This window comes from Pseudomonas sp. GW456-L12 (assembly GCF_059424045.1).
On record NZ_JBWKZA010000021.1, the window covers coordinates 54,408 to 78,849 of the forward strand.

Annotated in this window: 22 protein-coding genes; 6 read left to right on the plus strand and 16 right to left on the minus strand. The window is 60.3% G+C overall.

Going from position 1 to position 24,442, the window contains the following annotated elements; genetic code table 11:
• Positions 1–10: 10 nt before the first annotated feature.
• Positions 11–1,015 (minus strand): AraC family transcriptional regulator, encoded by a 1,005-nt coding sequence (locus AC07Y9_RS22805; protein ID WP_009041634.1) that lies wholly within the window; start codon positions 1,013–1,015, stop codon positions 11–13.
• Positions 1,016–1,115: 100 nt separating this feature from the next.
• Here AC07Y9_RS22805 and AC07Y9_RS22810 point away from each other — a divergent pair, with 100 nt between their 5' ends.
• Together AC07Y9_RS22810 and AC07Y9_RS22815 are read left to right on the plus strand one after the other, a co-directional pair.
• On the plus strand, positions 1,116–2,189 hold the full coding sequence (locus tag AC07Y9_RS22810) for a fatty acid desaturase (RefSeq protein ID WP_102680822.1): 1,074 nt from the start codon (positions 1,116–1,118) through the stop codon (positions 2,187–2,189).
• 113 nt (positions 2,190–2,302) lie between these two features.
• Positions 2,303–2,749, plus strand: a complete 447-nt coding sequence (locus AC07Y9_RS22815) for a pesticin immunity protein (protein ID WP_087092339.1) — start codon at positions 2,303–2,305, stop codon at positions 2,747–2,749.
• 38 nt (positions 2,750–2,787) lie between these two features.
• Here the strand turns inward: AC07Y9_RS22815 and AC07Y9_RS22820 are convergent, their stop codons facing one another.
• From AC07Y9_RS22820 to AC07Y9_RS22835, 4 genes are all read right to left on the minus strand, one after another.
• Positions 2,788–4,152, minus strand: coding sequence for a pesticin C-terminus-like muramidase (locus AC07Y9_RS22820; protein WP_102680823.1), 1,365 nt, complete (start codon positions 4,150–4,152; stop codon positions 2,788–2,790).
• A gap of 334 nt (positions 4,153–4,486) precedes the next feature.
• Positions 4,487–6,097, minus strand: a complete 1,611-nt coding sequence (locus tag AC07Y9_RS22825; protein WP_102680824.1) for an arylsulfatase — start codon at positions 6,095–6,097, stop codon at positions 4,487–4,489.
• A gap of 14 nt (positions 6,098–6,111) precedes the next feature.
• A complete protein-coding gene (locus AC07Y9_RS22830; RefSeq protein ID WP_102680825.1) occupies positions 6,112–6,939 on the minus strand; it encodes an ABC transporter ATP-binding protein in 828 nt (275 codons plus the stop codon).
• Positions 6,936–8,531, minus strand: a complete 1,596-nt coding sequence (locus AC07Y9_RS22835) for an ABC transporter permease (protein ID WP_102680826.1) — start codon at positions 8,529–8,531, stop codon at positions 6,936–6,938. Before AC07Y9_RS22835 ends, AC07Y9_RS22830 begins: the two co-directional genes overlap by 4 nt.
• Before the next feature lie 389 nt (positions 8,532–8,920).
• Between AC07Y9_RS22835 and AC07Y9_RS22840 the strand changes: the two genes are divergently transcribed.
• Complete coding sequence (locus AC07Y9_RS22840; protein WP_087092343.1) at positions 8,921–9,943, plus strand: ABC transporter substrate-binding protein; 1,023 nt, start codon at positions 8,921–8,923, stop codon at positions 9,941–9,943.
• Positions 9,944–10,040: 97 nt separating this feature from the next.
• On the opposite strand, the gene AC07Y9_RS22845 is transcribed toward AC07Y9_RS22840, so the two are convergent.
• Positions 10,041–10,961: a LysR family transcriptional regulator gene (locus AC07Y9_RS22845; protein ID WP_102679924.1), complete on the minus strand. Its 921-nt coding sequence runs from the start codon at positions 10,959–10,961 to the stop codon at positions 10,041–10,043.
• A gap of 183 nt (positions 10,962–11,144) precedes the next feature.
• Here AC07Y9_RS22845 and AC07Y9_RS22850 point away from each other — a divergent pair, with 183 nt between their 5' ends.
• Positions 11,145–12,050 (plus strand): TauD/TfdA dioxygenase family protein, encoded by a 906-nt coding sequence (locus tag AC07Y9_RS22850; RefSeq protein WP_102679923.1) that lies wholly within the window; start codon positions 11,145–11,147, stop codon positions 12,048–12,050.
• 273 nt (positions 12,051–12,323) lie between these two features.
• Here AC07Y9_RS22850 and AC07Y9_RS22855 read toward each other — a convergent pair whose 3' ends face one another.
• Complete coding sequence (locus AC07Y9_RS22855; protein ID WP_102679922.1) at positions 12,324–13,940, minus strand: alkaline phosphatase family protein; 1,617 nt, start codon at positions 13,938–13,940, stop codon at positions 12,324–12,326.
• A gap of 222 nt (positions 13,941–14,162) precedes the next feature.
• Positions 14,163–15,107, minus strand: coding sequence for a LysR family transcriptional regulator (locus AC07Y9_RS22860; RefSeq protein ID WP_007928950.1), 945 nt, complete (start codon positions 15,105–15,107; stop codon positions 14,163–14,165).
• A 154-nt stretch (positions 15,108–15,261) separates the two neighbouring features.
• Here AC07Y9_RS22860 and AC07Y9_RS22865 point away from each other — a divergent pair, with 154 nt between their 5' ends.
• Both AC07Y9_RS22865 and AC07Y9_RS22870 read left to right on the plus strand, forming a co-directional pair.
• Positions 15,262–17,625: a TonB-dependent receptor gene (locus tag AC07Y9_RS22865; RefSeq protein ID WP_102679921.1), complete on the plus strand. Its 2,364-nt coding sequence runs from the start codon at positions 15,262–15,264 to the stop codon at positions 17,623–17,625.
• A 64-nt stretch (positions 17,626–17,689) separates the two neighbouring features.
• A complete protein-coding gene (locus tag AC07Y9_RS22870; RefSeq protein ID WP_102679920.1) occupies positions 17,690–19,024 on the plus strand; it encodes an aryl-sulfate sulfotransferase in 1,335 nt (444 codons plus the stop codon).
• An 88-nt stretch (positions 19,025–19,112) separates the two neighbouring features.
• Here AC07Y9_RS22870 and AC07Y9_RS22875 read toward each other — a convergent pair whose 3' ends face one another.
• The 8 genes from AC07Y9_RS22875 to AC07Y9_RS22910 all read right to left on the minus strand — a co-directional run bounded on the left by AC07Y9_RS22875 (position 19,113) and on the right by AC07Y9_RS22910 (position 24,442).
• Positions 19,113–19,784 (minus strand): hypothetical protein, encoded by a 672-nt coding sequence (locus AC07Y9_RS22875; protein ID WP_007928953.1) that lies wholly within the window; start codon positions 19,782–19,784, stop codon positions 19,113–19,115.
• 251 nt (positions 19,785–20,035) lie between these two features.
• Complete coding sequence (locus AC07Y9_RS22880; protein ID WP_102679919.1) at positions 20,036–20,479, minus strand: hypothetical protein; 444 nt, start codon at positions 20,477–20,479, stop codon at positions 20,036–20,038.
• Positions 20,480–20,585: 106 nt separating this feature from the next.
• On the minus strand, positions 20,586–20,960 hold the full coding sequence (locus AC07Y9_RS22885; protein WP_102679918.1) for an SMI1/KNR4 family protein: 375 nt from the start codon (positions 20,958–20,960) through the stop codon (positions 20,586–20,588).
• Between the two features lie 56 nt (positions 20,961–21,016).
• A complete protein-coding gene (locus AC07Y9_RS22890) occupies positions 21,017–21,547 on the minus strand; it encodes a CPCC family cysteine-rich protein (RefSeq protein ID WP_158245995.1) in 531 nt (176 codons plus the stop codon).
• Positions 21,548–21,839: 292 nt separating this feature from the next.
• Complete coding sequence (locus AC07Y9_RS22895; RefSeq protein ID WP_102679916.1) at positions 21,840–22,226, minus strand: hypothetical protein; 387 nt, start codon at positions 22,224–22,226, stop codon at positions 21,840–21,842.
• Between the two features lie 266 nt (positions 22,227–22,492).
• Positions 22,493–22,843 carry a hypothetical protein gene (locus AC07Y9_RS22900; RefSeq protein WP_146021764.1) on the minus strand — a complete coding sequence of 117 codons (351 nt, stop codon included), beginning with the start codon at positions 22,841–22,843 and terminating at the stop codon, positions 22,493–22,495.
• A gap of 251 nt (positions 22,844–23,094) precedes the next feature.
• Complete coding sequence (locus AC07Y9_RS22905; protein WP_102679914.1) at positions 23,095–23,370, minus strand: hypothetical protein; 276 nt, start codon at positions 23,368–23,370, stop codon at positions 23,095–23,097.
• Between the two features lie 718 nt (positions 23,371–24,088).
• On the minus strand, positions 24,089–24,442 hold the full coding sequence (locus tag AC07Y9_RS22910) for a hypothetical protein (protein ID WP_102679913.1): 354 nt from the start codon (positions 24,440–24,442) through the stop codon (positions 24,089–24,091).

Below are 24,442 nucleotides of genomic sequence, written 5' to 3' on the forward strand. Positions count from 1 at the left end.
CAATCCACGGCTAACGCAACCCATCGCGAAACTGCCCCGGGGTCATCCCGGTCCAGCGCTTGAACGCGCGGCTGAAGCTGCTGGCGTCGGCGAACCCCAGCAGGTAGCTGATCTCGCTCAGGGAGCACTGCGGATCGCGCAGGTGCAGCAGGGCGAGGTTCTCCCGGCATTCGTTGAGCAGGGTGTCGAAGCGACAACCCTCGTCCGCCAGGTGGCGTTGCAGGCTGCGCAGGCTCAGGTGCAGGGCCTGGGCCACACGTTCGGCCGAAGGTTCGCCTTCCGGCAGCTGGGCCTCGATCACCCCGCGCACCTTGCGCTCCCAGGTCAAAGGTTGCAGTTGCATCAGGGTGCGCTTGAGCACCGCCTCGTTGTGCTCGGCCAGTTCCGGGTTGGCGTCGTCCAGGTGGCTGTCGAAATCGTGCAGGCCGAACTCCAGGCGATCCTCGTCGGCGCCGAAAAACACCGGCGCGCGAAACACCGTGTGCCATTGCCTGGGGTCCGCCGGCTCGGGGCGCCGCAGGTACACCGCCAGCGGCGCGTAGTCGCGGCCCAGGCGGTTGCGGCAGGTGCGCACGTAGATCGCGACAAAGGCGTCGATGGCCTCGACCGCCGGCTCCGGATTGCCCTCGGGGACCTTCAGGCGAAAGCGATAGCGGTCCTCGGTGCGGGTCAGCTCCAGCTCCAGGGCGTCGCTGACCACCTGGTGATAACGCACGATGCGCTCGAACACTTCCCGCAGGCTGCCGCTGGCCACCAGCGCATAACCCAGGGCATGGAAGGTGGTCGGGCTGACGAAGCGCGAGACCCGCAGGCCTATGGCCGGGTCGCCGCTGGCCTGCACCGCCAGCTGCCACAGGCGGGTGGTGGCCGACAGCGGGTAACGCGCGTTGGGATCGTCCATCAGCTGTGGGTCGAGGCCGGCCTGGTGGCACAAGGCGGTGCTGTCGAGGCCCAGGGCATCGAGCTGCTTGCGCAGGGCGCGGGTCCAGCTGGCGAGGGAAGTGGGTTCGGTCATGGCGGTTGGCGCGTCCGGTCAACAGGTTGGCGTCCGCGGCTAGCGCCCGGCGCGCGGGCGCAGGGCAGGATGCGAACATCAATAACCAGAGGATGGAAGCATGTACGGTACTTCTGCAAGTCCCGACCGGCTGAATGCACAGCAACGATCGGCGCGTATTCGCGAGGTGGTGCTGGCCAGGGGCGTCGAGTTGCGCGAGCGCTACCCGCTGCTCAAGCATCAGGACGCGCTGGGCGCAGGCATCCTGGCCTTGGCCCTGGCCGGGATGATCGGCACGGCGGCGCTCTATATCGGCGGGTACATGGCCTGGTGGGCCTGCCTGCTGCTCAACGCGTTTTTCGCCTCCTTGACCCACGAGCTGGAGCACGACCTGATCCACAGCATGTATTTCCGCAAGCAGCGCGTCCCCCACAACCTGATGCTGGCGCTGGTCTGGCTAGCGCGGCCGAGCACCATCAACCCGTGGATCCGCCGCCATCTGCACCTCAATCACCACAAGGTGTCCGGCACCGAGGCCGACATGGAGGAGCGCGCCATCACCAACGGCGAGCCCTGGGGCATCGCCCGCCTGCTGATGGTTGGCGACAATGTCATGTCGTCATTGATCCGCACCCTGCGGGCCAGGACCTGGGCGCACAAGCGCAGCATCCTCAAGCGCACCCTGAAGGTGTACGCACCGCTGGCGCTGTTGCACTGGGGGGCCTGGTATGTGTTCTTAGGCTTCCACGCCGCCAATGGCGTCGCCGCGCTGCTGGGTGCGCCGATCGAGTGGTCGGCCAGCACCCTGGCGGTGATGCAGGTGCTCGATATCGCCGTGGTGGTGATCGTCGGCCCCAACGTGCTGCGCACCTTCTGCCTGCATTTTGTCAGCTCGAACATGCACTACTACGGCGACATCGAAGCGGGCAACGTGATCCAGCAGACCCAGGTGCTCAACCCCTGGTGGCTGTGGCCGTTGCAGGCGTTCTGCTGCAATTTCGGCAGCACCCACGGCATCCACCATTTCGTGGTCAAGGAACCCTTCTACATCCGCCAGCTGACCGCGCCGGTGGCGCACAAGGTGATGGCTGAGATGGGCGTGCGCTTCAACGATTTTGGCACCTTTGGCCGGGCCAACCGCTTTATCCGCAAGGAACAGGTGGCGAGGGAAGAGGTGCGGACGGCCCGGGCCTGAGCGAGCGTTCCCTCTCTCTGGTTAAATATCCAAGGATTGATAACGTTAAGCCAAGGTAGCGCGGTGCCGGGAAGAGCCCGGTGGCAGCGGATGGCTATCGACAGGGAGAGGGTATGAAAAGTGCGGTAAGGCTTCTGATCGCCGGAGCCTTGATGGGTGTCGGCGGCGTGTCACTGGCCGACTCGACAGCAGGCGACAACGACGGGGCGCTGGCGTTGAACATCTTGAAGAATCTCGAGGTGAATACCTTTCGCAACTCTTTGCGGCCGGCGCACTACCCGGATGGGACCACGTTAGGTCAGACGCCCTATCGGGTTTATGAGAAGGATACGAAAAGAGAGGGTGCTTACAGCGCTGTGGACGCAGACCGGAGCTGGATCTATAGCGTAAGGGTGATGGAGCGGGGAGATAAGGCGATCACGATCTGTTTTGTCGACCATAACCTGCGCGGCAGCTACCTGTTCGCTTCGCCGTTGCTGGTCGAGACAAACCGGGCCGGGCATTACGTCGTGGTCAAGGAACTGCCGAAAACCCCGGCCTGCGGCATCACCCGAGGCTGAGGCCCGCGCCATGGCTTGAGCCTGGCGCGGGCGTTGTTTTACTTGAGCAGGCCCATGTCGATATCACTTTGAATCAGCTTGGCTTCGGCTTTCCTGCGGGTCGGGTAGGCGTCGCCGAAGTTGTTCAACTCCTGCACCAGGCCTTTCCAGTCGCCGCCGATGATCATCCCCCAGGTTTTCGGCGTCCTTGCCGCGAGGTTGTCGCTGTACTGGTACGACAGATCGATGATCGCGGTACGGGTCTGGTAGGGAATGCTGCGGAATTTCCCGGCACCGGCGGCATTGTTGACGCGTCGTTCCACGGCCGACGAGATGATCTCGAAGTAGATGCCGGTCAGCTCCTTGGCCTGGGCCTCGCTAATGACCAGCGGTTTTTGCTGCAGCTTGTTCAGGGCTTGCTGGCCGCGCAGCCCGGTGTATTCGCCGAGGATCGACACCAGGCTCTGCGGCACGCCGTCGTTGAGCAGCGAGGCGGCGGTCTTGCCGCCCAGGTCCACCCCGACTCCCAGTGTCACGCCGGACTCGCCCACTGGCACGCCCTGTTCCATCGGGATGTAGCCGGTCGTCTGCAGGCCACCTTCCTTGTCGCGCAGGTAATCGGTGTCGAACAACGGCTGTTGGGCCAGTGCCTTGCCCTGTTCTATAGCGGTCATGCTCGCCATCAGCTTGGCTTGGGCAATGGCGTTCAGCGCGCTGCGGCTGTCCACCAGGTTGGCGTTTTCCTGGGCCAGCGAATCGCGGATGGCCAGGTTGTTGGCGGTTTCGCAGGCGTTCTTGAAGCCGGCCAGTTCCTGATCGATCGCCGCCGGGGCGTCGTACTCGCCGATCTTTCTCAGGTCGGCGAGGATGTTGTCGATGGTGCGCTCAAGGTAATCCTTGGCCGGGTTCTGCATCAGTTTGGCAACGCTGGCCGCCAGTTTGTCTTCCCACTCGGCCAGCTTTTTCTGCACGAACTCGAGGGAGCGGTTGATGGCGTCGACGCTGGCGTGCGACACCCCGGCGCCGTTGAGTTCGGCCTTGACGGCGGCGATCTGCTGATTGCGTTCGCGGTCGAATTTGTCGGCCAGGTCGCGACGCGTTTCGTAGATCTGAATCGGGATCGTGCCCCAGAAGTCCATGCCCAGGTCGGGATAGGCGTCATACGGGAGCCAGCCGTTGCCTTCGGCCAGCGATTCTTCCAGCGCGCTTTGCATCAGGTAGAACGGGACCTGCGCTATGGCGTGACCGCCGCTGGTGGGGGCGCCATTCACGGAGACCGTGCTGGAGAGCCCGGCGCCGGCGCCCGAGGTCATGTCGGTGTTGTAGCTGCGGGTGTTCCAGCCGTTGCCAAAGTGCGAAGGGCTGCTGCCGATACTGGTGCCGGGTTGAATGCCGCGGTTAACCAGAATGTTTTTTTCTGCCATGAAGTCCTGTTCCTAGATTGAATGATCCTGAGGGGGTGAGTCGCAACGCGTGTGGCGTATTGAGAAGTATTCTCTCAGGCGGTGCACTGTATAAAAACACAGCTATGCATACAAGCATTAATATGCATTTATGCATAAATGTAGGCATGGCAATGGGTGCCCAAGCAAGGACGGCAGGATGCAGGATAAGGAGGGAGAGATCGCGCGAGTCAAAACCTGTAGCTGCTGCCGCAGGCTGCGATCGGCCGGCACGGCCGTGGCGATCTTGAAATCGCCAGAGGTCCTGCGACCAGCGTGGCCCGGACCATCGCAGCCTGCGGCAGCGGCTACGGCCTCAATCCGGCTGGAACGGCGAGGCGCTGAGGATCACTCCGGTTTCGTCCACGTACTGCTGCCAGTGGCCGATCAGCGCGTCGAGCTTGCCCGGCTCGCTCTGGGCCAGGTCGTGGATCTCCCCCGGGTCCTGGCTCAGGTCGTACAGCTGCCAGGTCGCCGGGCCCACCGGGCCGGGGATGTACACCGCTTTCCAGTGGCCCTGGCGAATCGCCCGGCGGCCGAACAGTTCCCAGCCGGTGACCGTGTGTTCGTCATGCACCTGCGCGGTCTCGCCGGACAGGAAACCCAGCCACGACTTACCGCGCAATGGCGCCACCTCCTTGCCGCGCCAGCGCTTGCCGGGATGACGCACGCCGGCCAGGTCGAGAATGGTCGGGGTGATGTCCATCACCGTGCCGAAGCCATGGCTGATCCGCCCCTTGAGCGCCAACTGCGGGTAATGCACCAGCGCCGGCACGCGGATCCCGCCTTCGGTGGTGAAGGCCTTGAACAGGCGTGACGGCGCGGTGGCGACCTGGGCCCAGGCCGGGCCGTACCAGACGTAGGAGTTGGCGCGGCCGATGTTGTCCAGGCTGTTGTCGTAGTGCTGGTTGAGGTAGGTCAACAGCTGCGGGCCGAACTTGGGGAAGGCTTCCAGCAGCGCGCCTTCGGCACCGTTGTCGGACATGAACAGGATAAAGGTGTTGTCCAGCTGGCCCTGCTGGCGCAGGTAGTCCACCACCCGGCCGATGTTCCAGTCCATGCGTTCGACCATCGCCGCGTAGACCTCCATGGCCCGCGCGGAAACCTGCCGCTGCTGCTCGCTCAAGGCCGCCCATTCGGCGCTCAGGCCCAGCAGCGGGTGCGGCTCCACATCGGCCTCGATCAGCCCCAGTTGCTTGAGCTTTTCCAGACGCTCCAGGCGCAGCACCTCGGGGCCGGCGTCATAGCGGCCACGGTACTTGGCGACCACCTCCTCGGGCGCCTGCAACGGCCAGTGCGGCGCGGAAAACGGCAGGTAGGCGAAGAACGGCCGGGTCTGGTCGCGTTCCTTGAGGTACTGCAGCAGCTTGTCGCCGAAGGCGTCGGAGGAATAGAAATCCTTGGGCAATTGCTCGATGAAGCGGTCGTCCTCGATGTACAGCGCCGGGGTGGATTTGAGCAGCCCTGGGGTGTGTTCGTCGTAGGTCGGCTCGAAACCGTAGTGGTTGGCGGCGCCGGGCAGCAGCGAGAACGAACGCTCGAAACCCCGGGCATGGGGCGCCAGGTCGGCGGTCAGGCCCAGGTGCCATTTGCCGCTCATCAGGGTCTGGTAGCCGGCGTCGCGCAGCAGCTCGGGCAGGGCCACCACGCGGTCGTTGAGGTGGCCCTCGTAGCCCGGCTTGCCGATCAGTTCCGGGGTCAGGGCCTCGGCCATGGTGCCGATGCCGGCGATATGGTGGTCGGTGCCGGTGAGCAGCATGGATCGGGTCGGCGAGCAGGTCGGCGCGGTGTGGAAGTCGGTCAGGCGCAGGCCGCCTTCGGCCAGGGCATCGAGGTTCGGCGTGGCGATTTCGCCGCCGAAGGCACCGAGATCGGAAAAGCCCAGGTCGTCGGCCAGGATCACCAAAAAGTTGGGACGTTGCGGCATCTGTTCACTCCTTGTCAGCAAGCAATAAAGGCCAGTGGCAGGTCACGGATCTGGGCGGGCAAAGGCACCTGGTAGTGATAGTCACGGGTCAGTTCGTGGAGCAGTTCTTCGCGCAGCTGGTGGAAGTCGAAACTGCTGCGCTGGCGCGGATGGGGCAGGGCGATGTCCACCACCCGCTTGATCCGGCCCGGGCGTGGTTCCATTACCACCACGCGGTCGGCGAGGAAGATCGCTTCCTCGACGTCATGGGTGACCAGCACCGTGGTGATCCTGGCCCGCTCGCGGATCGCCAGCAGCTCGTCCTGCATCTGCTGGCGGGTCAGCGCGTCGAGGGCGCCGAAGGGTTCGTCCAGCAGCAGGATGCGCGGGCTGGCTACCAGGCCGCGGGCGATGGCTACTCGTTGCGCCATGCCGCCGGACAGCTGGTGCGGGTAGGCGCGGGTGAAATCGGTGAGGCCCACCAGTTCGATGAAGTCGGCGATGCGGGTTTGCCGTTCTGTGGCGCTCAAGGCTTCGTTGACCAGGCCCAGGCCGATGTTGTCCGCGACCGTCAGCCAGGGGAACAGGCGATGTTCCTGGAACACGATGCCGCGTTCGCCGCCGATGCCGCTGACGGCCTTGCCGTCGACGCGGATCTCGCCGCGAAACTGCGTATCCAGGCCGATCAGCAGACGCAGCAGGGTGGATTTGCCGCAGCCGCTTGCGCCGACGATGGCGACGAATTCGCCCTCGGCGATCTCCAGGTTGAATTCGCGGATCGCCTCCAGCTCGCCGCCGGCGACCTCGAAGGTCTTGCCCACATGGCTGAAGCTGACGATGGGGGACGGTGCGGGTGCGTTCATGCGTGTCTCCAGCGTGTGGCGCGGGTTTCGAGCTGTTGGCCAATAAGGTTGAGCAGGGCGCCGGTGAGCCCCACCAGGAGCATGCCGGCCATGATCAGGTCCATGCGCAGCAGCTGCTGGGCGCCGATCATCTGGCTGCCGATGCCGCCGTTGGACGGCATGAAATATTCCGCGCCGATGGTCCCCAGCCAGGCGTAGATCAGGCTCAGGCGCAGGCCGGCGAAGATCCCCGGCGCGGCGCCCGGCAGCACCAGGCGGCGCAGGCGTTGCCAGAGGTTCAGGCGCAGCACTTGCGCCGCCTCGGTCAGTTGCGGCGACAGGTTGGCGACGCTGCGCTGGGTGGCGATAAACAGCGGGAAGAATGCAGCCAGCGCGACAAATACCCATTTCGCCAGCTCGCCGAGGCCGAACCAGGCGGTGAGCAGCGGCACCCAGGCGAAAATGGCGATCTGCCGCAGCGCCGCCAGGGTCGGCCCCAGAAGACGTTCGCTCAGAGGCGACAGGCCCAGCAGCAGGCCCAGGGAAAACCCCAGGCCGCCCCCCAGCAACAGGCCGCCAAGGGTGCGCCGCAGGCTCAGGCCCAGGCCGCCCGACAGGCTGCCGTCGAGCAGGCCGTTCCAGGTGGTTTGCAGCACCGCCAGCGGGCTCACCAGGATATTGGCGTCGATCCATTCCAACTGGTTCGCCACTTGCCACAGCGCCAGCAGGAACAGCGGTAGCAGCCACGGCTGCAGGCGTTGCCAGCCCTGGTAGCGCGGGCCGCGGCGGATCTGCGCGATGGCCGGGTGCGGCCAGTGCACCAGGGCCTTGTCCAGCAGGCCGATGCCGCGGTCCATGGCCACGCCCATCACCCCGATCACCCCGATGCAGACGAAGACGATATCCAGCATGAACAGCTGGCGCGCCCAGACCATCAGGTAGCCGATGCCTTCGCTGGAGGCCAGCAGCTCCACCGCCAGCAGCGAGGTCCAGCCGGCGGCCAGGGCCAGGCGCACGCCGGCCATGAAGGCGGGCAGGGCGGCGGGCAGTACCAGCCGGCGGATCAGCAGGTGCGGCGGCAGGCGCAGCACGGCGGCGGCTTCGCGCAATCTGGGCTGGGCGTCGCGCACGCCGACCAGGGTATGCAGGGTCACCGGCACCACGATGGCCTTGACCAGCACCACCAGCTTGAGCAGTTCGCCGATGCCGAAAAACACCATGAACAGCGGAATCCAGGCCAGGGTCGGAACCTGGGACAGGGCGGCGAAGGTGGGGAACACCAGGCGTTCCAGGCGCCGGCTGGAACCCAGCGCCGCGCCCAGCACGGCACCGGCGCCGATGCCCGCCAGCAGGCCCCAGGCCAGCCGTTGCAGGCTGATCGCCAGATGGCTCCACAGCTCGCCGCCGGCCAGCTCGAGCGCGCTGCTCCAGACCAATGCCGGTGACGGCAGGATCTGCTCGCTCATCCAGGCATTACGGCTGGCCAGCCACCACAGGGCGAACAGGCCCAGGGGCAGCAGCCAGGGCAACAGCCGCCGGTGGATGCGCGGCCAGGACAGCGGCTTATCGGCGGGCGCGGCCAACGGCAAGCTGAGAAGGGAAACACGGGCCATGGACGACCTCCGTTGTCGGGTTTCTTGCTGATTTCAACCGTCTTCTTTCTGTAGGAGCGAGCTTGCTCGCGATAGCGGCATCGGGGCCAAAACCGGCCTGCGGCCTATCGCGAGCAAGCTCGCTCCTATAGTTCGTGTTTGGTTATATAAAAAGTTATATCAATTCTATTTGGAGATAAGAGAGGCCATTTAAGGCCTCCAGGCACGCCGCATCCAATGCATTTGGAGAATATTTTCGATGCTGACCATGCATACGCCGCGCAGAGCCGCGTCCTGGCTGGTTTATTCGAACAGGTTATTAAAATGTGAATTTATAGTATTTAAAGCTTTGATCGCCTTGAGCCTACCTTCTGCTCCTCAATGCCCGTCGCAGCCAGGAGCCACACCTTATGAACCTTCCCTTCAAACGCGTCCTCAGTCTATTCGCCGCGCCGGCCCTGGCGGGGCTCCTGGGATACCTGCCGCTGCTGGCCCAGGCGGATGAGCTCAAGCAGATCCGCATCGCCGTGCCGGACCTCAGCGCCGGCACCCAGCACAGCGGTGGCGGGGTGACGGACGTGCTGCGCCAGCAGCAGATCTTCGAAAAGGCCTTCGCCGACCAGGGCATCAGCATCCAGTGGAACTACTTCAAGGGCGCCGGCCCAGTGATCAACGAGGCCTTCGCCAACGGTCAGGTGGACCTGGCCTACCTGGGGGACCTGGCGGCAATCATCGGCAAGTCCAACGGCCTGGACACCCGCCTGCTGAGCGCCACTGCCCGTGGGGTCAAGCAGTACCTGGGAGTGGTGCCGGGGTCGGGGATCAAGACCTTGCAGGACCTCAAGGGCAAACGGGTCGCGGTGTTCCGCGGCACGGCCACGCAGTTGTCGCTGGATGCCGCGCTGGCTAGCCAGGGTCTGAGCGAGAAGGACCTGAAGATCATCAACCTGGATTTCAGCGCGGCGGTCGCGGCGCTGGCGGCGAAGCAGATCGATGCTACCTGGGGCGGTTCCAACTTGAACGCCTTGCAGGCCAAGGGCCTGGCCGAGGTGCCGCTGAACACCAAGGACCTGGGCGGCGCGGGTAGCGTGCAGGCGGTGCTGGTGGGCAGCGGCACCTTCGTCGATGCCCATCCCGAGGTGGTGGAGAAGCTGCTCAAGGCCCAACAGCAGGCGGTGCAGTGGCTAACCCAGGACAGCAACAAGGACGCCTATATCGAGCTGGTGTCGGGACTGGCCAGCTACCCGCCGGCGGTACTGCAGCAGGACCTCAAGGATCAGCGCTTCAGCGAAATCTTCCCCTCGACCCTGGACCCGGTGTTCCTCGGCAAACTGCAGGACGCGGTGGACCTGGCCGCGCAGCAGCGGTTGATCCGCAAGCCGTTCAAGGTCAGCGAATGGGTGGCGCCGCAGTTGGCGGCGGCGGGGTTGTAACGGGGCGTTGGATGGGCGTTTTTTCGCGGGCAAGCCTCGCTCCTACAGAAGCTCACGGTCTTCTTCTGTAGGAGCGAGGCTTGCCCGCGATGGCGTCCTAGGACGCCATGCTGACCTGCTGCCGATCCACCGCCACCAGCACTTCGATCATCTTGCTGGCTGCCGGCGACAGGCGAAATCCCGTGCGGCTGACGATGCCGCAGCGGGCATTCATGCTCTCGATGTTCTGCGGCAGGTTGCGCCAGTGCAGCAGCGCCAGGGAACCCTGTTCGATGTCCTCGACGAAGGCTTCTTCGGTGCCCACGCCAATCGCATTGGACTGGCGCACGATCTTCACCAGGGCCGGGAAATGCTCGGTCTGGATGGTCGGGGAAAAATCGATGCGCCCGCTGAGGTTGGCCAGCAGCTTGCGGATCCCCGGCGGGATCAGCGTGGTGGCCAGCGGGTAGTCGAACATGTCGTTGGTCGACAGGCTTTCCTTGGCCAGCAACGGGTGCCCCGGGCGGCAGAAAAACACCCCGCGCTTGGGCGTCAGGGGCTGGGTCTGGAAGTTCGGGTCGGCTTCGAAATGGCGGATGTCGGCGATAAAGAATTCGATCTCTTCGCGGCTCAGGCTGCGGCTGAGTTTTTCCCAGTTATCCACCTCCAGGCAGATGCGCACCTTGGGGTGGATGCCGGTGAATTGCGCCACCGCGTCGGGCACCAGTTTCACCGCCGGCGCCGGGCCGCAACCGAAGCGCAGCTCGCCAGCGTCGAGCTTGGTCATCTGCGTCACTTCGCTGCTCAGCAAGGCCGCGCCCTGCACCAGGCTCAGGGCGTGCTGCAACACCACCTGGCCTTCCGGGGTGGGACGCAAATCCTTGTTGCCACGGTCCACCAGCACGCAGCCGAACTCCTGCTCCAGGCCCTGGATGCTGCGGCTGAAGGCCGGCTGAGTGATGCCCATGGCGTCGGCCGCGCGGACAAAACTGCGGTGTTCGTTGAGGGCGATGAAGTAACGCAATTGGCGAAGATCCATATGCTTTCCCGGCATCCGAAAAATAGCCCGAAGGCATTTGCGACGAGTGAGGAATGAGGTTTTAAATGCAAGCTCTTATTCCGTCAACGAAGCATGTGAATATCTATTAGATCTAAAGTGAATATAGATAGAGCGTTGTTTCGCTGCCGCTCAACCGTAAGCAGTCAGACGAGGGTCTACCCGATGAGCAATGCCGCACTAGCCGTTAAACCCGCTGTTCATGCGCTTGAGATCCACCCGGTGGCCGGCCGTATCGGCGCCGAGATCCGTGGCGTGCAACTCTCCGGCGAGCTGGACGCCGCCACGGTCGAAGCCATCCAGCAGGCGCTGGTGGACTACAAGGTGATCTTCTTCCGTGGCCAGGCCCACCTCGACGACCAGAGCCAGGAAGCCTTCTCCCACCTGCTCGGCGAGCCGGTGGCGCACCCCACCGTGCCGGTGCGCGACGGCACCCGTTACCTGCTCGAACTGGACGGCGCCGAGGGCCAGCGCGCCAACTCCTGGCACACCGACGTGACCTTCGTCGATGCCTACCCGAAGGCCTCGATCCTGCGTTCGGTGGTGGCGCCGGCCTCCGGTGGCGATACGGTCTGGGCCAACACCGCCACCGCCTACAACGAACTGCCGGTGGAGCTGCGCGAGCTGGCGGACAAGCTCTGGGCGGTGCACAGCAACGAATACGACTACGCCGGGGCCAAGCCGGACGTGTCGGCGGAGAAGCTGGAGCGCTACCGCAAGGTGTTCACCTCCACCGTCTACGAGACCGAGCACCCGCTGGTGCGCGTGCACCCGGTGAGCGGCGAGAAGAGCCTGGTGCTCGGGCATTTCGTCAAACGCATCAAGGGCTACACCCAGGCCGATTCGGCGCACCTGTTCAACCTGTTGCAAAGCCATGTCACGCGTCTGGAAAACACCGTGCGCTGGCGCTGGACCGCCGGTGACGTGGCGATCTGGGACAACCGTTCGACCCAGCATTACGCGGTCGACGACTACGGCACCCAGGACCGCGTGGTCCGCCGCGTGACCCTCAAGGGCGACGTGCCGGTGGGTGTGCATGGGCAGCGTAGCCAGACCATCAAGGGGCTGTGACAGAGGCGTCCACGGTTCTCTGTAGCCGCTGCCGCAGGCTGCGATAAGGCCGCAGGCCTTCGGCGATCCTGGAACCGCCGCGCCCCTTCGGGTCGATCGCAGCCTGCGGCAGCGGCTACAGGAGTGCGCGGTGGGTTTGAAATTTTTCGCCGGCAATCGAGCCCGCGAAGCCGCCGCCTCACTTTTCGCGAGCAAGCTCGCTCCTACAGAAAGGCGCAATGCCGTGCCCCTGTAGGAGCGAGCTTGCTCGCGATCAGCCGCGCAGCGGCGCCCTCACCACACCCCGATCTGCACCACCTTTTCCGCCTCCGGTTCGCCATAACGAAAGCGTTGCCCGCGCAGGTCGATTTCTTCGTGGCTGATGGTGGTCCGCCGCTTCAGCCCGCGCAGCCAGTCGAACAGATACCCCAGATGTTCCTCGCGCACCGCCGCATAGGCCGGGTCGGCGCCGAGGTCGCGCAGTTCCTGGGGGTCGTTGTAGAGGTCGAACAGCTGCGGGCGGAAGCCGTCGTAGGCCAGGTATTTCCAGCGCTCGCTGCGCACCATGGTCATGCGGCAGCGGTCGATGGGCTGGGCCAGGCGTTCGCGGGCCGGGGCCTGGAACGCGTAGTCGTATTCGCTGATGGCATAGCGGCGCCAGTCGCCCGCCGTGCCGTGCAATAGCGGGATCAGCGAGCGGCCTTCCAGCCGGTGTTCGGCGCCGGGCAACCCCAGGGCGTCGAGAAAGGTCGGCAGGGCATCGATGGTTTCCACCAGGCGCTCGTCCAGCGTGCCGCGGCTGATATCCGCCGCCGCCCGTGGGTCGCGCACGATCAGCGGCACGCCCACGGCCGGCTCCAGTAAAAACTCCTTTTCCCCCAGCCAGTGATCGCCGAGAAAGTCGCCGTGGTCGCTGGTGAACACGATCAGGGTGTCGTCCCAGCGCCCGCTGCTTTGCAGGAAATCGAACAGGCGGCCGAGCTGATCGTCCACCTGCTTGATCAGGCCCATGTAGGTCGGCACCACGTTCAGGCGCACTTCGTCGCGGGAGAAGTTCTGGCTCTCCTGATGCTGGCGAAAGGCGGCATACACCGGGTGGTCGCTGGCCTCGTCGGCGGCGGCGCGCACCGGGGCGATCACCTGCTCGGCCGTGTACAGCGCGTGGTAGGGCGCCGGCGCGATATAGGGCCAGTGCGGCTTGATATAGGACAGGTGCAGGCACCAGGGCTGCTCGCCCTGCTCTTGGATGAAGTCGAGGGCGCGGTCGGTGGTGTAGACGGTCTCCGAATGCTGCTCGGGGACGCGGGCCGGCAGGTGGGCGTTGCGCATTTTCCAGCCGCTGAGGATTTCACCCTGTTCACCTGCGGCGGCGTTGGCCCAGTCGTGCCAGGGGTTGCGCCCCTGGTAGCCCTGTTCGCGCAGGTAATGGGTGTAGGGCGCCGACTCGCGTTTGTCGTCGAACAGCGGGCTGTCGGGGAAGATCCCGTCGTGGCGCAGATAGGGTTCGAAACCGACCTCGTTGAGGGCCTCGGCCTGCTGGCTCTCGGGGGCGATCGCCAGGCGCTGCAAGGCATCGAGATTGGGCGTGGCGTGGGTCTTGCCCACCAGCGCGGTGCGGATGCCGTGGGGGCTCAGGTAGTCGCCGATGGTCAGCTCTTCCAGGGGTAGCGGCACGGCGTTCCACGCCACCTGGTGGCTGCTGACATAACGCCCGGTGTAGGCCGACATCCGCGACGGCCCGCAGATGGTGCCCTGGGTGTAGGCGCGGCTGAAGCGCACGCCGGCGGCGGCCAGGCGATCGATATTCGGCGTGTGCAGATGGGGGTGGCCGTAGCACGACAGGTAATCGCGACGCAGCTGGTCGCACATGATGTACAGCACGTTGCGCACGGGTTGGACGGGGTTGGACATGGCGTTCACCGATCGAAAGACAGGTGAGGGTTTTCGCTGTCGCGGGGCGTTCCGACAAGCGCATTTGGCGCATGCTTTTCATGCGTGATGTGCATGGGCAAAGGTGACCCCTGTAGCCGCTGCCGAAGGCTGCGATTGCACCGAAGGGGCGCGGCGATTTCAATATCGCTGAAGGCCTGCGGCCTTATCGCAGCCTGCGGCAGCGGCTACAGGTGCGGTGTTTCAGACCGCGAAATTCTCCAGCGGACACAGATCCTCATCCAGCGCGTCAGTGCGCTTGATCTCCTCGATCATCGCCTCGGCCAGCGGCGACAGCCGATAGCCTGCGCGGCTGACGATGCCGTAGCGGGTGTACAGCTCCTCCAGGTCGTCGGCCAGGCCTTCGACCTTCAGGCACACCAGCTCGCCCCGGGCATTGTGCAGCGCATCGCTGTAGGCGCCGATGATGCCGATCGCGTCCGAGCGCATCACCACGCCGAGCAGGCTGTAGCTGTTCTCGCATTCCACATTCGGGACGAAATCCGGCCGGCCGCTGAGATCGACCACCACCTTGCGCAGGTTCGGCGGGCGGATGGTCGCGGCCAGCGGGTAACTCATCAACTCGGCGGCGGTGACGCTTTCCTGCTCGGCCAGCGGGTGCCCGGCGCGGCAGCAGAAATGCCATTTGCGCGGGCGCAGGCGCTGGGTCAGGTAATCCGGGTTGGCTTCGAACTGCCGGGTGTCGGCGACGAAAAATTCGAACTCTTCGCTGAGCAGGCGTTTGCTCAGGGTTTGCCAGTCATCCACCTGGAACTGCACCCGCGCCTTGGGGTAGCGCCCGATAAAGCTGCCGATGGCCCGGGGGATCAAGCCCGCCGCCGGCGCCGGCCCGCAACCGAAGCGCAGTTCGCCGGCCTCCAGGCCGTTGAACTGGCTGATCTCATTGGCCAGTTGCTGCGCGCCGCTGACCAGCCGCCGCGCATGTTCGAGCAGCACCAGCCCCTGTTTGGTCGGTGCCAGGTCCTTGCGCCCGCGATCCACCAGCTGACAACCGACGCTGTGCTCCAGGGCCTGGATGCTGCGGCTGAAGGCCGATTGCGACAGGTTCACCGCCAAGGCGGCCGCGACAAAGCTGCGCTGTTCGGCGAGGGCGATGAAGTGACGGAGCTGGCGCAGATCGATATGCATTTTTCACATTGAAAATATCGGGGAAATGCATTGGCTATGCATTAGGTCGACTCTTTATAAAGGCAATCTCTTATTCCGTAAATCTTATTAAAAACATAAATAAATAACTTAAAAGAATATACGGGTCAGTCTGTTTTTTGCCCAGGAGCCGCCTATGAGTCCGTTGAACCTTGTCTCCCCCACTTCGCCCCGACGGCTCAAGCGCCTGCCGCTGGCCCTGCTGCTGGCCGGTAGCGCCGGCTGGTCCCACGGCTATGCCGCGCAAGCCGAAACGCCCGCCGAAGCTCCGGCCGATGCTGCCCGGCCCGCCGCCAGCGGCCAGCTGGAAACCGTGACCGTGACCGCGCGGCGCCGCGAGGAGAGCGCCCAGGACGTGCCGACGCCGATGAGCGTGATCGGTGGCCAGGCCCTGGAGAGCCAGCGGGTCTATCGCATCCAGGATCTGCAGCAGCTGGTGCCGAGCGTCAACGTAGCCTACATGCACGCGCGCCAGTCCAGCGTGTCGATCCGCGGCCTGGGCAACAACCCGGCCAGCGACGGCCTGGAAGGCAGCGTCGGGCTGTACATCGACAACGTCTACCTGGGGCGGCCGGGCATGGCGGTGTTCGACCTGATGGACATCGAGCAGCTGGAAGTGCTGCGCGGTCCCCAGGGCACGCTGTTTGGCAAGAACACCACCGCCGGGGTGATCAACATCAGCACCCGCGCGCCGAGCTTCACTCCCGAGCGCAGCATCGAGACCTCGGTGGGAGAGGACGGCTACTTCCAGACCAAGGGCACGATATCCGGGCCGCTGAACGACGAGCTGGCCGGGCGTTTCTCGGCCTATCGCACCCGCAGCGACGGCGATATCAAGAACGAACACGACGGCCATGACCTCAACGGCGGCTCGCGGCAGGGCTTCCGTGGCCAGCTGCTGTTCAAGCCCAACGAGAACTTCAACCTGCGCTGGATCGGCGACTACAACGAAGAGGACTCCAGCGCCGGCACCCGGGTGCTGTACAGCACCGGGCCGACCATCAATGGCGTCAACCAGTACCAGTCGCGGGCTGCCGCGGCCGGTGCCACCCTGGTCGACGGCACGCACCGCAAGGTCAACCTGGACAACGATCAGCACGTCACGGTGTTCCAGGGCGGCACCTCCCTGGAGGCCAACTGGACCCTGCCCAGCGACTTCACCCTGACTTCGGTCAGCTCCTACCGCTGGTGGGACTTCACCCCGCGCAACGACGATGGGCTCAACGTGCCGGCCAGCTATAACGCCGGGGTCTCGGTGGAGGATAAACAGTGGTCCCAGGAGTTCCGCCTGGCCTCGCCCACGGGCGGCTTCTTCGACTACGTGCTCGGCGCCTACTACTTCGGCTCCGACCTCGATAACAAGTCTTTCAGCTATTACGGACCCAAGGCGGACATCTGGAACGGCACGCCCACCGGCGCCCTGAACAACGTTACCAGCATCGGCAACGGGCATATCCGTACCGACAGTTTCGCGCTGTTCGCCCAGGGCACCTGGCACCTCACCGAGCGCCTGGATTTCACTGCCGGCCTGCGCGGCACCTATGAAGAGAAAAGCGCCTGGGTGACCCGCAACGCGCCAGTGGGGGGCGCCGCGGTGACCGGTGCCGCGGCCACCGCGCGGCGCGGACGGGCCAGGGCCTACGACTCCGGCGACCTCAACCAGTACAGCACCAGCCCCTCGGGCCTGCTCAACCTCAGCTACCGCTTCACCGACGACCTGCTGGGCTACGCCACCCTGTCCCACGGCGAGAAGTCCGGCGGAGTCAACCTCGCGGTCGGCTCGGCGCCCACCGCTGGCGCCGACTCGCTGCTGATCGGCACCGAGCGCGCCAACAACGCCGAACTGGGCTTCAAGAGCACCCTGTGGGACAAGCGCCTGCAACTCAACGCCAACCTGTTCTGGACCCAGGTCAACGGCTACCAGACCAATGCCTACGACGCCAACAACCGTGTGCAGTACCTGACCAACGCCGGCTCGGTGCGCTCACGGGGCGTGGAAATCGAAAGCACGCTGATCCCCATCCGTGGCCTGACCCTCAACCTCAACGGCTCCTACAACGACGTGCGCTACCTGTCCTACAAGGATGCGCCGTGCCCGCCTGAAGTCAGCCTGCGCCCGGGCGCCCCGGCCTCCTGCGACCTCAGCGGCCACCAGGTGGTCGGCGCCTCGAAATGGATCGGCAACGCCAACGGCGAATACCAATGGAACCTGGACAACGGCCTCGAACCCTACGTCACCGGCAGCTACGCCTTCCGCTCCAAGGCCGTCGGCACCGTCGAGGATTCCGACTACGGCCAGATCCCCAGCTACGCGGTGGTCAACCTCTCCACCGGGCTACGTGGCAACTATGAGCAGGGACAGTGGGACGTGTCGCTGTGGCTGAAAAACGCCTTCGACAAGACCTACTACACCACGCTGTGGTCGGGGGGGAATGGCGGCTACGAAGGTTTGCTCGGCACGCCGCGGACCCTTGGCGTGACCGGCCGCTACGACTTCTGAACACCCTCATTTGCAACCCGCGCCGGGTTCCGCGGCGCGGTTCGACCTGAACAGGAGTTCCACCATGTTGAACCTCAAGCCCGTGTTGCCCCTGCTGCTGTCATTCAGTGCCGGGGCCTTCGCCGCCCCCAGCGTCTACCCCACCGGCGTGACCCGTTACGACCCGGCCAAGGCCTTCAATCAGTACGTGATCTTCAGTGGCGCGGACAAGAAAACCCACCTGATCGACATGAATGGCAACGAGGTGAAAACCTGGCCCCAGGCCGGCTTTCCTTCGGCGATCATCGACCCGCAGCTGGTGGGCGGCGCGCGTGGCCGGGTGCTGTTGCAACTGAGCGAAAAGGACCCCGGCAAGCTCGGCTCGGCCGGCAATGGCCTGGGCAACCAGAGCGTCGGCGAGCTGGACTGGGACGGCAAGGTGGTCTGGCAATGGGGCGACCAGGCACCTGGCGGCGCGGCCCAGCAGCATCATGACCAGCGCCGCCTGAGCAATGGCAACACCCTGGTGCTGGCCAACAAGGTGCATGCGGTGGCGGGCTTCAAGGTGCCGCAAGTGATCGATGACGTGATCTACGAAGTCAGCCCCAAGGGCGAAGTGAAATGGCAGTGGCTGGCCTCCGAACACCTCGAGGAATTCGGCTTCACCCCGGAGCAGTTGAAGCTGGTGCGGGCCACCAAGGACCCGGACTACCTGCACATCAACAACCTCAGCGTGGTCGGCCCGAACAAGTGGTTCGACGCCGGCGACAAACGCTTCGCCCCGGGCAACCTGCTGTTCGACTCCCGCAACGCCAACTTCATCGCCATCATCGACAAGCAGAGCGGCAAGGTGGTCTGGCGCCTCGGCCCCAACCTGCCGACCCTCAACCCGCGAGCGCCGGCGACCTTGCCGCGCCCGGTGGACCAGTTCGTCGGCCAGCACGACGCCCACATCATCCCCGCCGGCCTGCCGGGCGCGGGCAACCTGCTGGTGTTCGACAATCAGGGCACGGCCGGCTACCCCTCGGTGCCATTGGGGCTGATTTCCGGCTCGCGGGTGCTGGAGATCGACCCCGTGACCCAACAGATCGTCTGGCAGTACAGCGCCGCCAGTTCCAGGCAGCCGGGCTGGGCCTTCTACAGCTCGTTCATCAGCAGCGCCCGACGCCTGCCCAACGGCAATACCCTGATCGATGAAGGCATGAACGGCCGCTTCTTCCAGGTCACGGCAAGCGGCGAAAACGTCTGGGAATACGTCAGCCCGTTCCTCGGCAAGGCTCCGGGCAGCGACGCCATCAGCAACTGGGTGTACCGCGCATTGCCGGTGAGCTATGACTGGGTGCCACAAGGCACGCCGCGTTCGGAAGCGGCGGTGATTGCACCAACGGCGGCTTTGCAACCGACTAATGCCAGCCGTTGATCCGGCTGCTGCGCGGCTCGGGGTTACCTGTAAAGGCTCGCTCGCGATAGCGCCGGTTCAGACGGCGCATCGCGAGGTCTCTGCAGGCTTATTTGCAGCTGTAATTTTCAGGCATGGTGACCGTGTAATTGCGCTGTACGCGGTCGCGGAAATCCAGGTTCTGCAGGCCTTGTTCCACCAGGAAGGCCTCGACCTTGCCGTTCTGGCAATCCTCGTTATAAGAGGACACCCGCAGCAGATACACCGCACGCCGAGTGGTTTCGTCCCGGGCCGTCGCGGTAAAGGTCGAAAGGGTGGTGTAGCCGGTGCGTTCCGAGGTGCCTACCGGACCATAAGACGTATTGGGCGTGCTGGTGCAGACCAGCTTTTCCTTCTTTTTCTTGCCATCCTTGCACACCGTGGAAGTGCTGTTCTGTACCTGGCCGTAGTCGGTGGCGGTGTAGCGGTAAGTGACTTGCTTGCTATGGATATCGAGGCTGACCGTCATCTTGATCGGCGCATGCTTCTTGGGCAGCGACGCCTCGGTAAACACCTCGCGGAACCCCTGGTCCTTCAACGCATTGACCATATCGCGCAGGTAATAACGGGCATTCAGCGAATTCTCGTCATTCCCCGTCGTGGCCGTCACCAGCACCAGCGCTTGCCGATCAAATTGATAGTCCGGATCCGGCGTGCCATTGAGCGCGACGTCGAACTTGGTGGCGCAGCCGGTGAGCAGAAGGGAAAACAGGAATAGCGGGTAAAGCATGTATCGAGTCATGAGGGCTTCGTTGTGTTGCGGTGGATGGGATAGGGATTAGACGGATGAGCGCGGGAATAAACAAATGGAAGCGGGGTGCGTGGAACGGCTTCGATAGGATTTCGGCAGGTAGCTGTGCCTGTAGTGCGCGACGACAGGGGGAGAAGCATGACGGGTTTATGGGAGGAGGTGGTTGTGGTTTTTTGTCGCTGCGCGTGATGGGCCTTGGGAGGGGATTGCGTTATTAAGCTTATGAAAATTTGACCATGTGCTCATTCTTGTATGGGGATTGGTGGGGTTATGAAAACTTCACCATTGATTGTGATTTTATTGCCTGAGATCGTTGTGGTGTAAATGTTGTTTATCACAAGCTCGTATTTTTTCTTGCGGCTGAATAACTCTTCAAAAAGATTGGCGTATAAAAAGTCTTGAATAAGCGAAGCCGCTACTTCTTTGTTGGTCCTGAAAAGCTCTGCAAAGCTTGGGTAGCCCAAGCTTCCTAGCTCTGGTATGTCCATATATCCTTGAGATAGACCATCAGCTTTGCATTCCTCAATGAAAGAGTCGGCTTTATCTACAAAGTCATTGCTTAATTCGTTGAGTTCAATAGTGAATTCGAAGTGTTGTGATTTTACTTTTAGCTTTTCTCCGAATCCTAGTTCTCTATAATCAATTGCGTCGAAGCTAACCTCTTTGTTGTTTGATATGAAAATCATAGTTCTGCTCCGGGTGGAGTTGAGTTGTTGAGATGTCTAGGTAATTATGTATGGACCAGTCTCTCATCAACTAGAGTGAGGTGTTGCTTTATGTTTCGAGTGTGAGCTATTCATTTTCATTCCATTTGTCTCTTGTTTTGAGCGCTTCGCTTAGCCAAGAATTAAAGTCTGTGAAAGTGCTATGGTGCTCCCAGCCCTCTGAGGCGTAGGCATGAATAATTAGTACTTTTGGATTTTCAGATAGATCTTCGCCGTCGAAGCAGGCTATATCATCATTGGCACTGAACTTTGCAAAAGGTATTAGTGCTCTTTTTGGATATAGTTGTTTCAGAGTTTTATGCCAACTATTTATTTTTCCTTCCTTGTAGGCTAAGAGCCACCAAGGCTCAAGGTCGGCTTTTGGATCTTTGTTTATGAAGTCTACAAAACTTTTGGGGAAAGGGCAGTTTTGTATGCTTTCAATTTCAAGGAAGGTTTTCATTTTTTACCAAACTTAGGAGTGTCATAAGATTTTGGCAGTAGGTATTCAATATTTTATTAGGATATGGTCCATTTGTTCAATGGTAATTGATCCATTTGCGCCCTGAATTTCTCTTTGCCTTCTCTGAGGGTCATATGGTTGGGGCCACTATAGATTTCTTGCGCTATTGTGCCATCATCTTCCCAGTTGCATAGCCCGCAAATGTCATAGTGTGCCCTTGATGAGAGAGTTCGATAGTCACAGCAAGGGCAGACTTCTAATTTTTCAATATCTCCATGTATTTCATAATTTCCCAGTCCCATTTTTGTCATGGCCTCTGACAAGTATGTATTTGTCACGCCTTTGTAGGCTGAAGATAGAGCAATCATAATCAGCTCATCGTATATTTGATTCTGAGCGTCGCTCGGAGGATCATCATTCAATAACAGCAAGTTTTGCATTTCTTTTGATAGTAGAGAAAACTCAAAATCACTGTCATCGATTTTCCACCAATTCAGAATATATGATTCGCGCGCATCATGATCGAGAGAGTCTAAAGCTCTATTGCATATTCTATATACGGCGTCAGCTCTTAGAAGAGTACTCATCTTAAAGTCCATTAAATTAATTACCGACTGGAGTGCGCCTGCGTTTCTTCCATCATCTCTATAGGTCGTATTTGGTCTTTTACTTGGATTTTAAAAAGGTTTCTACACCCTTGTCACTGATTTTGCAGCGACAGTAAAAATTTTAGCCATGTGAGAGGGTCTGTACAAGTTGGCGGAAGTCGATATGATCTGTAGGAGATTTCTATAGTAAACACAAGGTAAGAGTTTTTCGAAGGCGTTTTTCAAGTCTTCTTCATTGGGCGGCTTAATTTTTAACTGTGTTTCGATGTTTTTATTTTAATGACGCCATCCAAGATTTGAAAAAATCCAATTGTACACTGGGATCGTTGGTGAGATTCTGATCCTCATAATCAAAAATATTTACAATGTTTACTCTAAGAGCTTGCTTTCCTTGCTGTAGCTCATAAGCCATCAAACCTGCTGACATTTGCGAAGAGGCTCTGGAAGGATAAACATTTTTTTTGGCTCCTTTACAAAAAAATTTTATTTCTGGGAAGTTCTGCCTTAGCTTAATAAAGCAAGAAAATAAATTGTCTCCGTAGAATACATGCTCTGAGTTTTCTAGATTTATTTGTATAGATGGATTTTCCATGTCATATGCAATCTCTACTGAACGCAGTAACCCATCTTTTCCTAAAGTAATTTCTCTATGGTCCACGTATCATCGCCTTGTTGGATTAGGGACGGAGTAATGCGAAACTTTGTTGAGTATCATCAGTTTTGCACGCTTCTATAGAAGATTCCCACCCGCCGGGAGTGTGTACTAATAGTTTTTAAACCCTGCTCCGTCAGCTCGATTGGGTTCAGAGATAATAGTTTCGGTACTGTGGGTCGGTACTTATGATGAGTGCGTGATCATTTATCTGGTGTTCAGTTGCTACATGGTATGGTTGCAAGAGTTGCGGTTCTCAAATTTAATTTTTATTAATCATCATAATGGTCTGAGCTGTTTAATTCATTTAGCATTTGTGCTTCATTTATCTTTATTTTATTCAAGTTGTCGGGGTCTACTGATCCCCAGTCTTTATCGTCAGCGATTTCAATTATCGTTAATGGGATATTTTTTCTTTGAAAAAAGCTTATTATTTCCCTTATTTTTTTATCATGCGTCATGTGGTCATTTAGATAAAGTTGGCATGTATAAAAAACTCCTTTTTCTCCCATTGCTAGCATATTGGATGCGCTGCCAAGAGCCCATCCAAGTGTTTTGTGTAGGAATTTTGTTACTTCTATATCCCTCACAGGGATGCTGCAGGAGATACTTATCTTTGGCATATCAAAATTCCTCTTCGATATCGGTGAGCAGCATGCGCGCGTTGTCGTAGCGATAACGCAACTGGCTGCCGTCCGGGTTGATATGGCGGCTGACCAGGTGCAGGTTGGCGGTGCCCCACTGGTAGTGGGTGATGGCGCCGCTTTCGTCTTGGCGGGTGATGTACCGGCCGAGGGCGTCGGCTGCCGTCTGAAATCAGCGCAGGTCGTCACTCTACGCTGACAGGATATTGCTGATTTTTTAAAGAACGGATTTAAGCGTTCAGAACCTGATCCTGCAATTTACGGCCGATGACATCCATCAAGTCACATCCGTCGCGGAGTGGGATGACGATCACTCGCGACAAGTCTTGTAGCAGTAACTGATCGCTGTTGATGTTTTCAGTTAGAGAAATCGTTTCAAGTAGCTGGGTGACGCATCGAATGCGGTATGCCGCACTGTCATGGAGCACGTCTACAGGTGCCTGAGTGTTAATGAGTAGCGAGGGAAAGTTGTTGTCGATACTGGTGATGGGTATGTATCGATTCATGATGAAGCTCCTTTAGCAATTCGATGAGCTGCCTTCTCACTTCCACATGAGTGGTGGGAGCTGTACGCGGGTGTGGAAGACCGGGGCTAAAGGAACCCGGCGCACTCGAAAGTGTCCCACGCACAGCGGCCGCAATACAATAATATAGGAATAAGAAAATACCTACATGTGTTTTTTGGCGCTTTAGCAACTTTAACTATAGAGTGGACTTCCACATCCGATCGCTGATTTCGCAGCGACTTAAAGATGCTATCTAGACGGATGCCTTGGCGCAAGTTAATGGAAGTCGATGTTGGCTGTAGGAAAATTCTTTGCCTATTGTAGGAATACTTCAGGAGAAATAGCGTGATACGGCTTACTCATAAAAAATATATTGCCTAATAGTGTTAGCCGGAGCTTTCATCTTTTAACATGTCTTTTAAATGTATGATGTAGGTTTTAAAATTGGGGTGATTTAGCTTTTTTAGTTTTTCGATATTTGCAAGGTCTTGCTGAATTTAATCAGTTTTGCATTATTCTATAAAAGACTTCGAGCTTTCTAGAGAGGTTTGGGTTTGAGGTAGCCTGCCGAAGTCTATTGTTGTCTCATGTGGGACTGTTTCAAAGTTCGAGTCTTCTCCGAAGTCAAGGCTTCGATATTTAGCGGAATATAGTTGATACTCCAGCCTGCTGACTTGAACACAATAGTCTTATCCCAGACCACCCTCTAAGCTCTGCGCTAAGCTTCAGTATTGTAGCGTTTTAAACAGTGATAAAGTGTTTGCATGAATTGGCGCTGGTCTTCGACGTCGTCATCGAAGTGGGTAGTTATCTTTTCAAATAGAGAGTCGAAGCTGTCATTAGTGCTTAAAAAGTATTCTAATGTTTTTATGCAGCGTTCGCGCGCTTCTGGAATATATGCAAGAAACTCTGATTTTAGCATCGTGTCGAAAAGCTCTGTAAGCTCTTGGGTGCTATTTACATTTTTTGAAGCTATTAGGTCTTGCCTGATCTCGGAGTCGTTGTCCGGGTTTTCTATGTCGAAAACAAAAAGCAGGCTGCGAAATATATTGAGGTCAGGTTTTTTATTCAT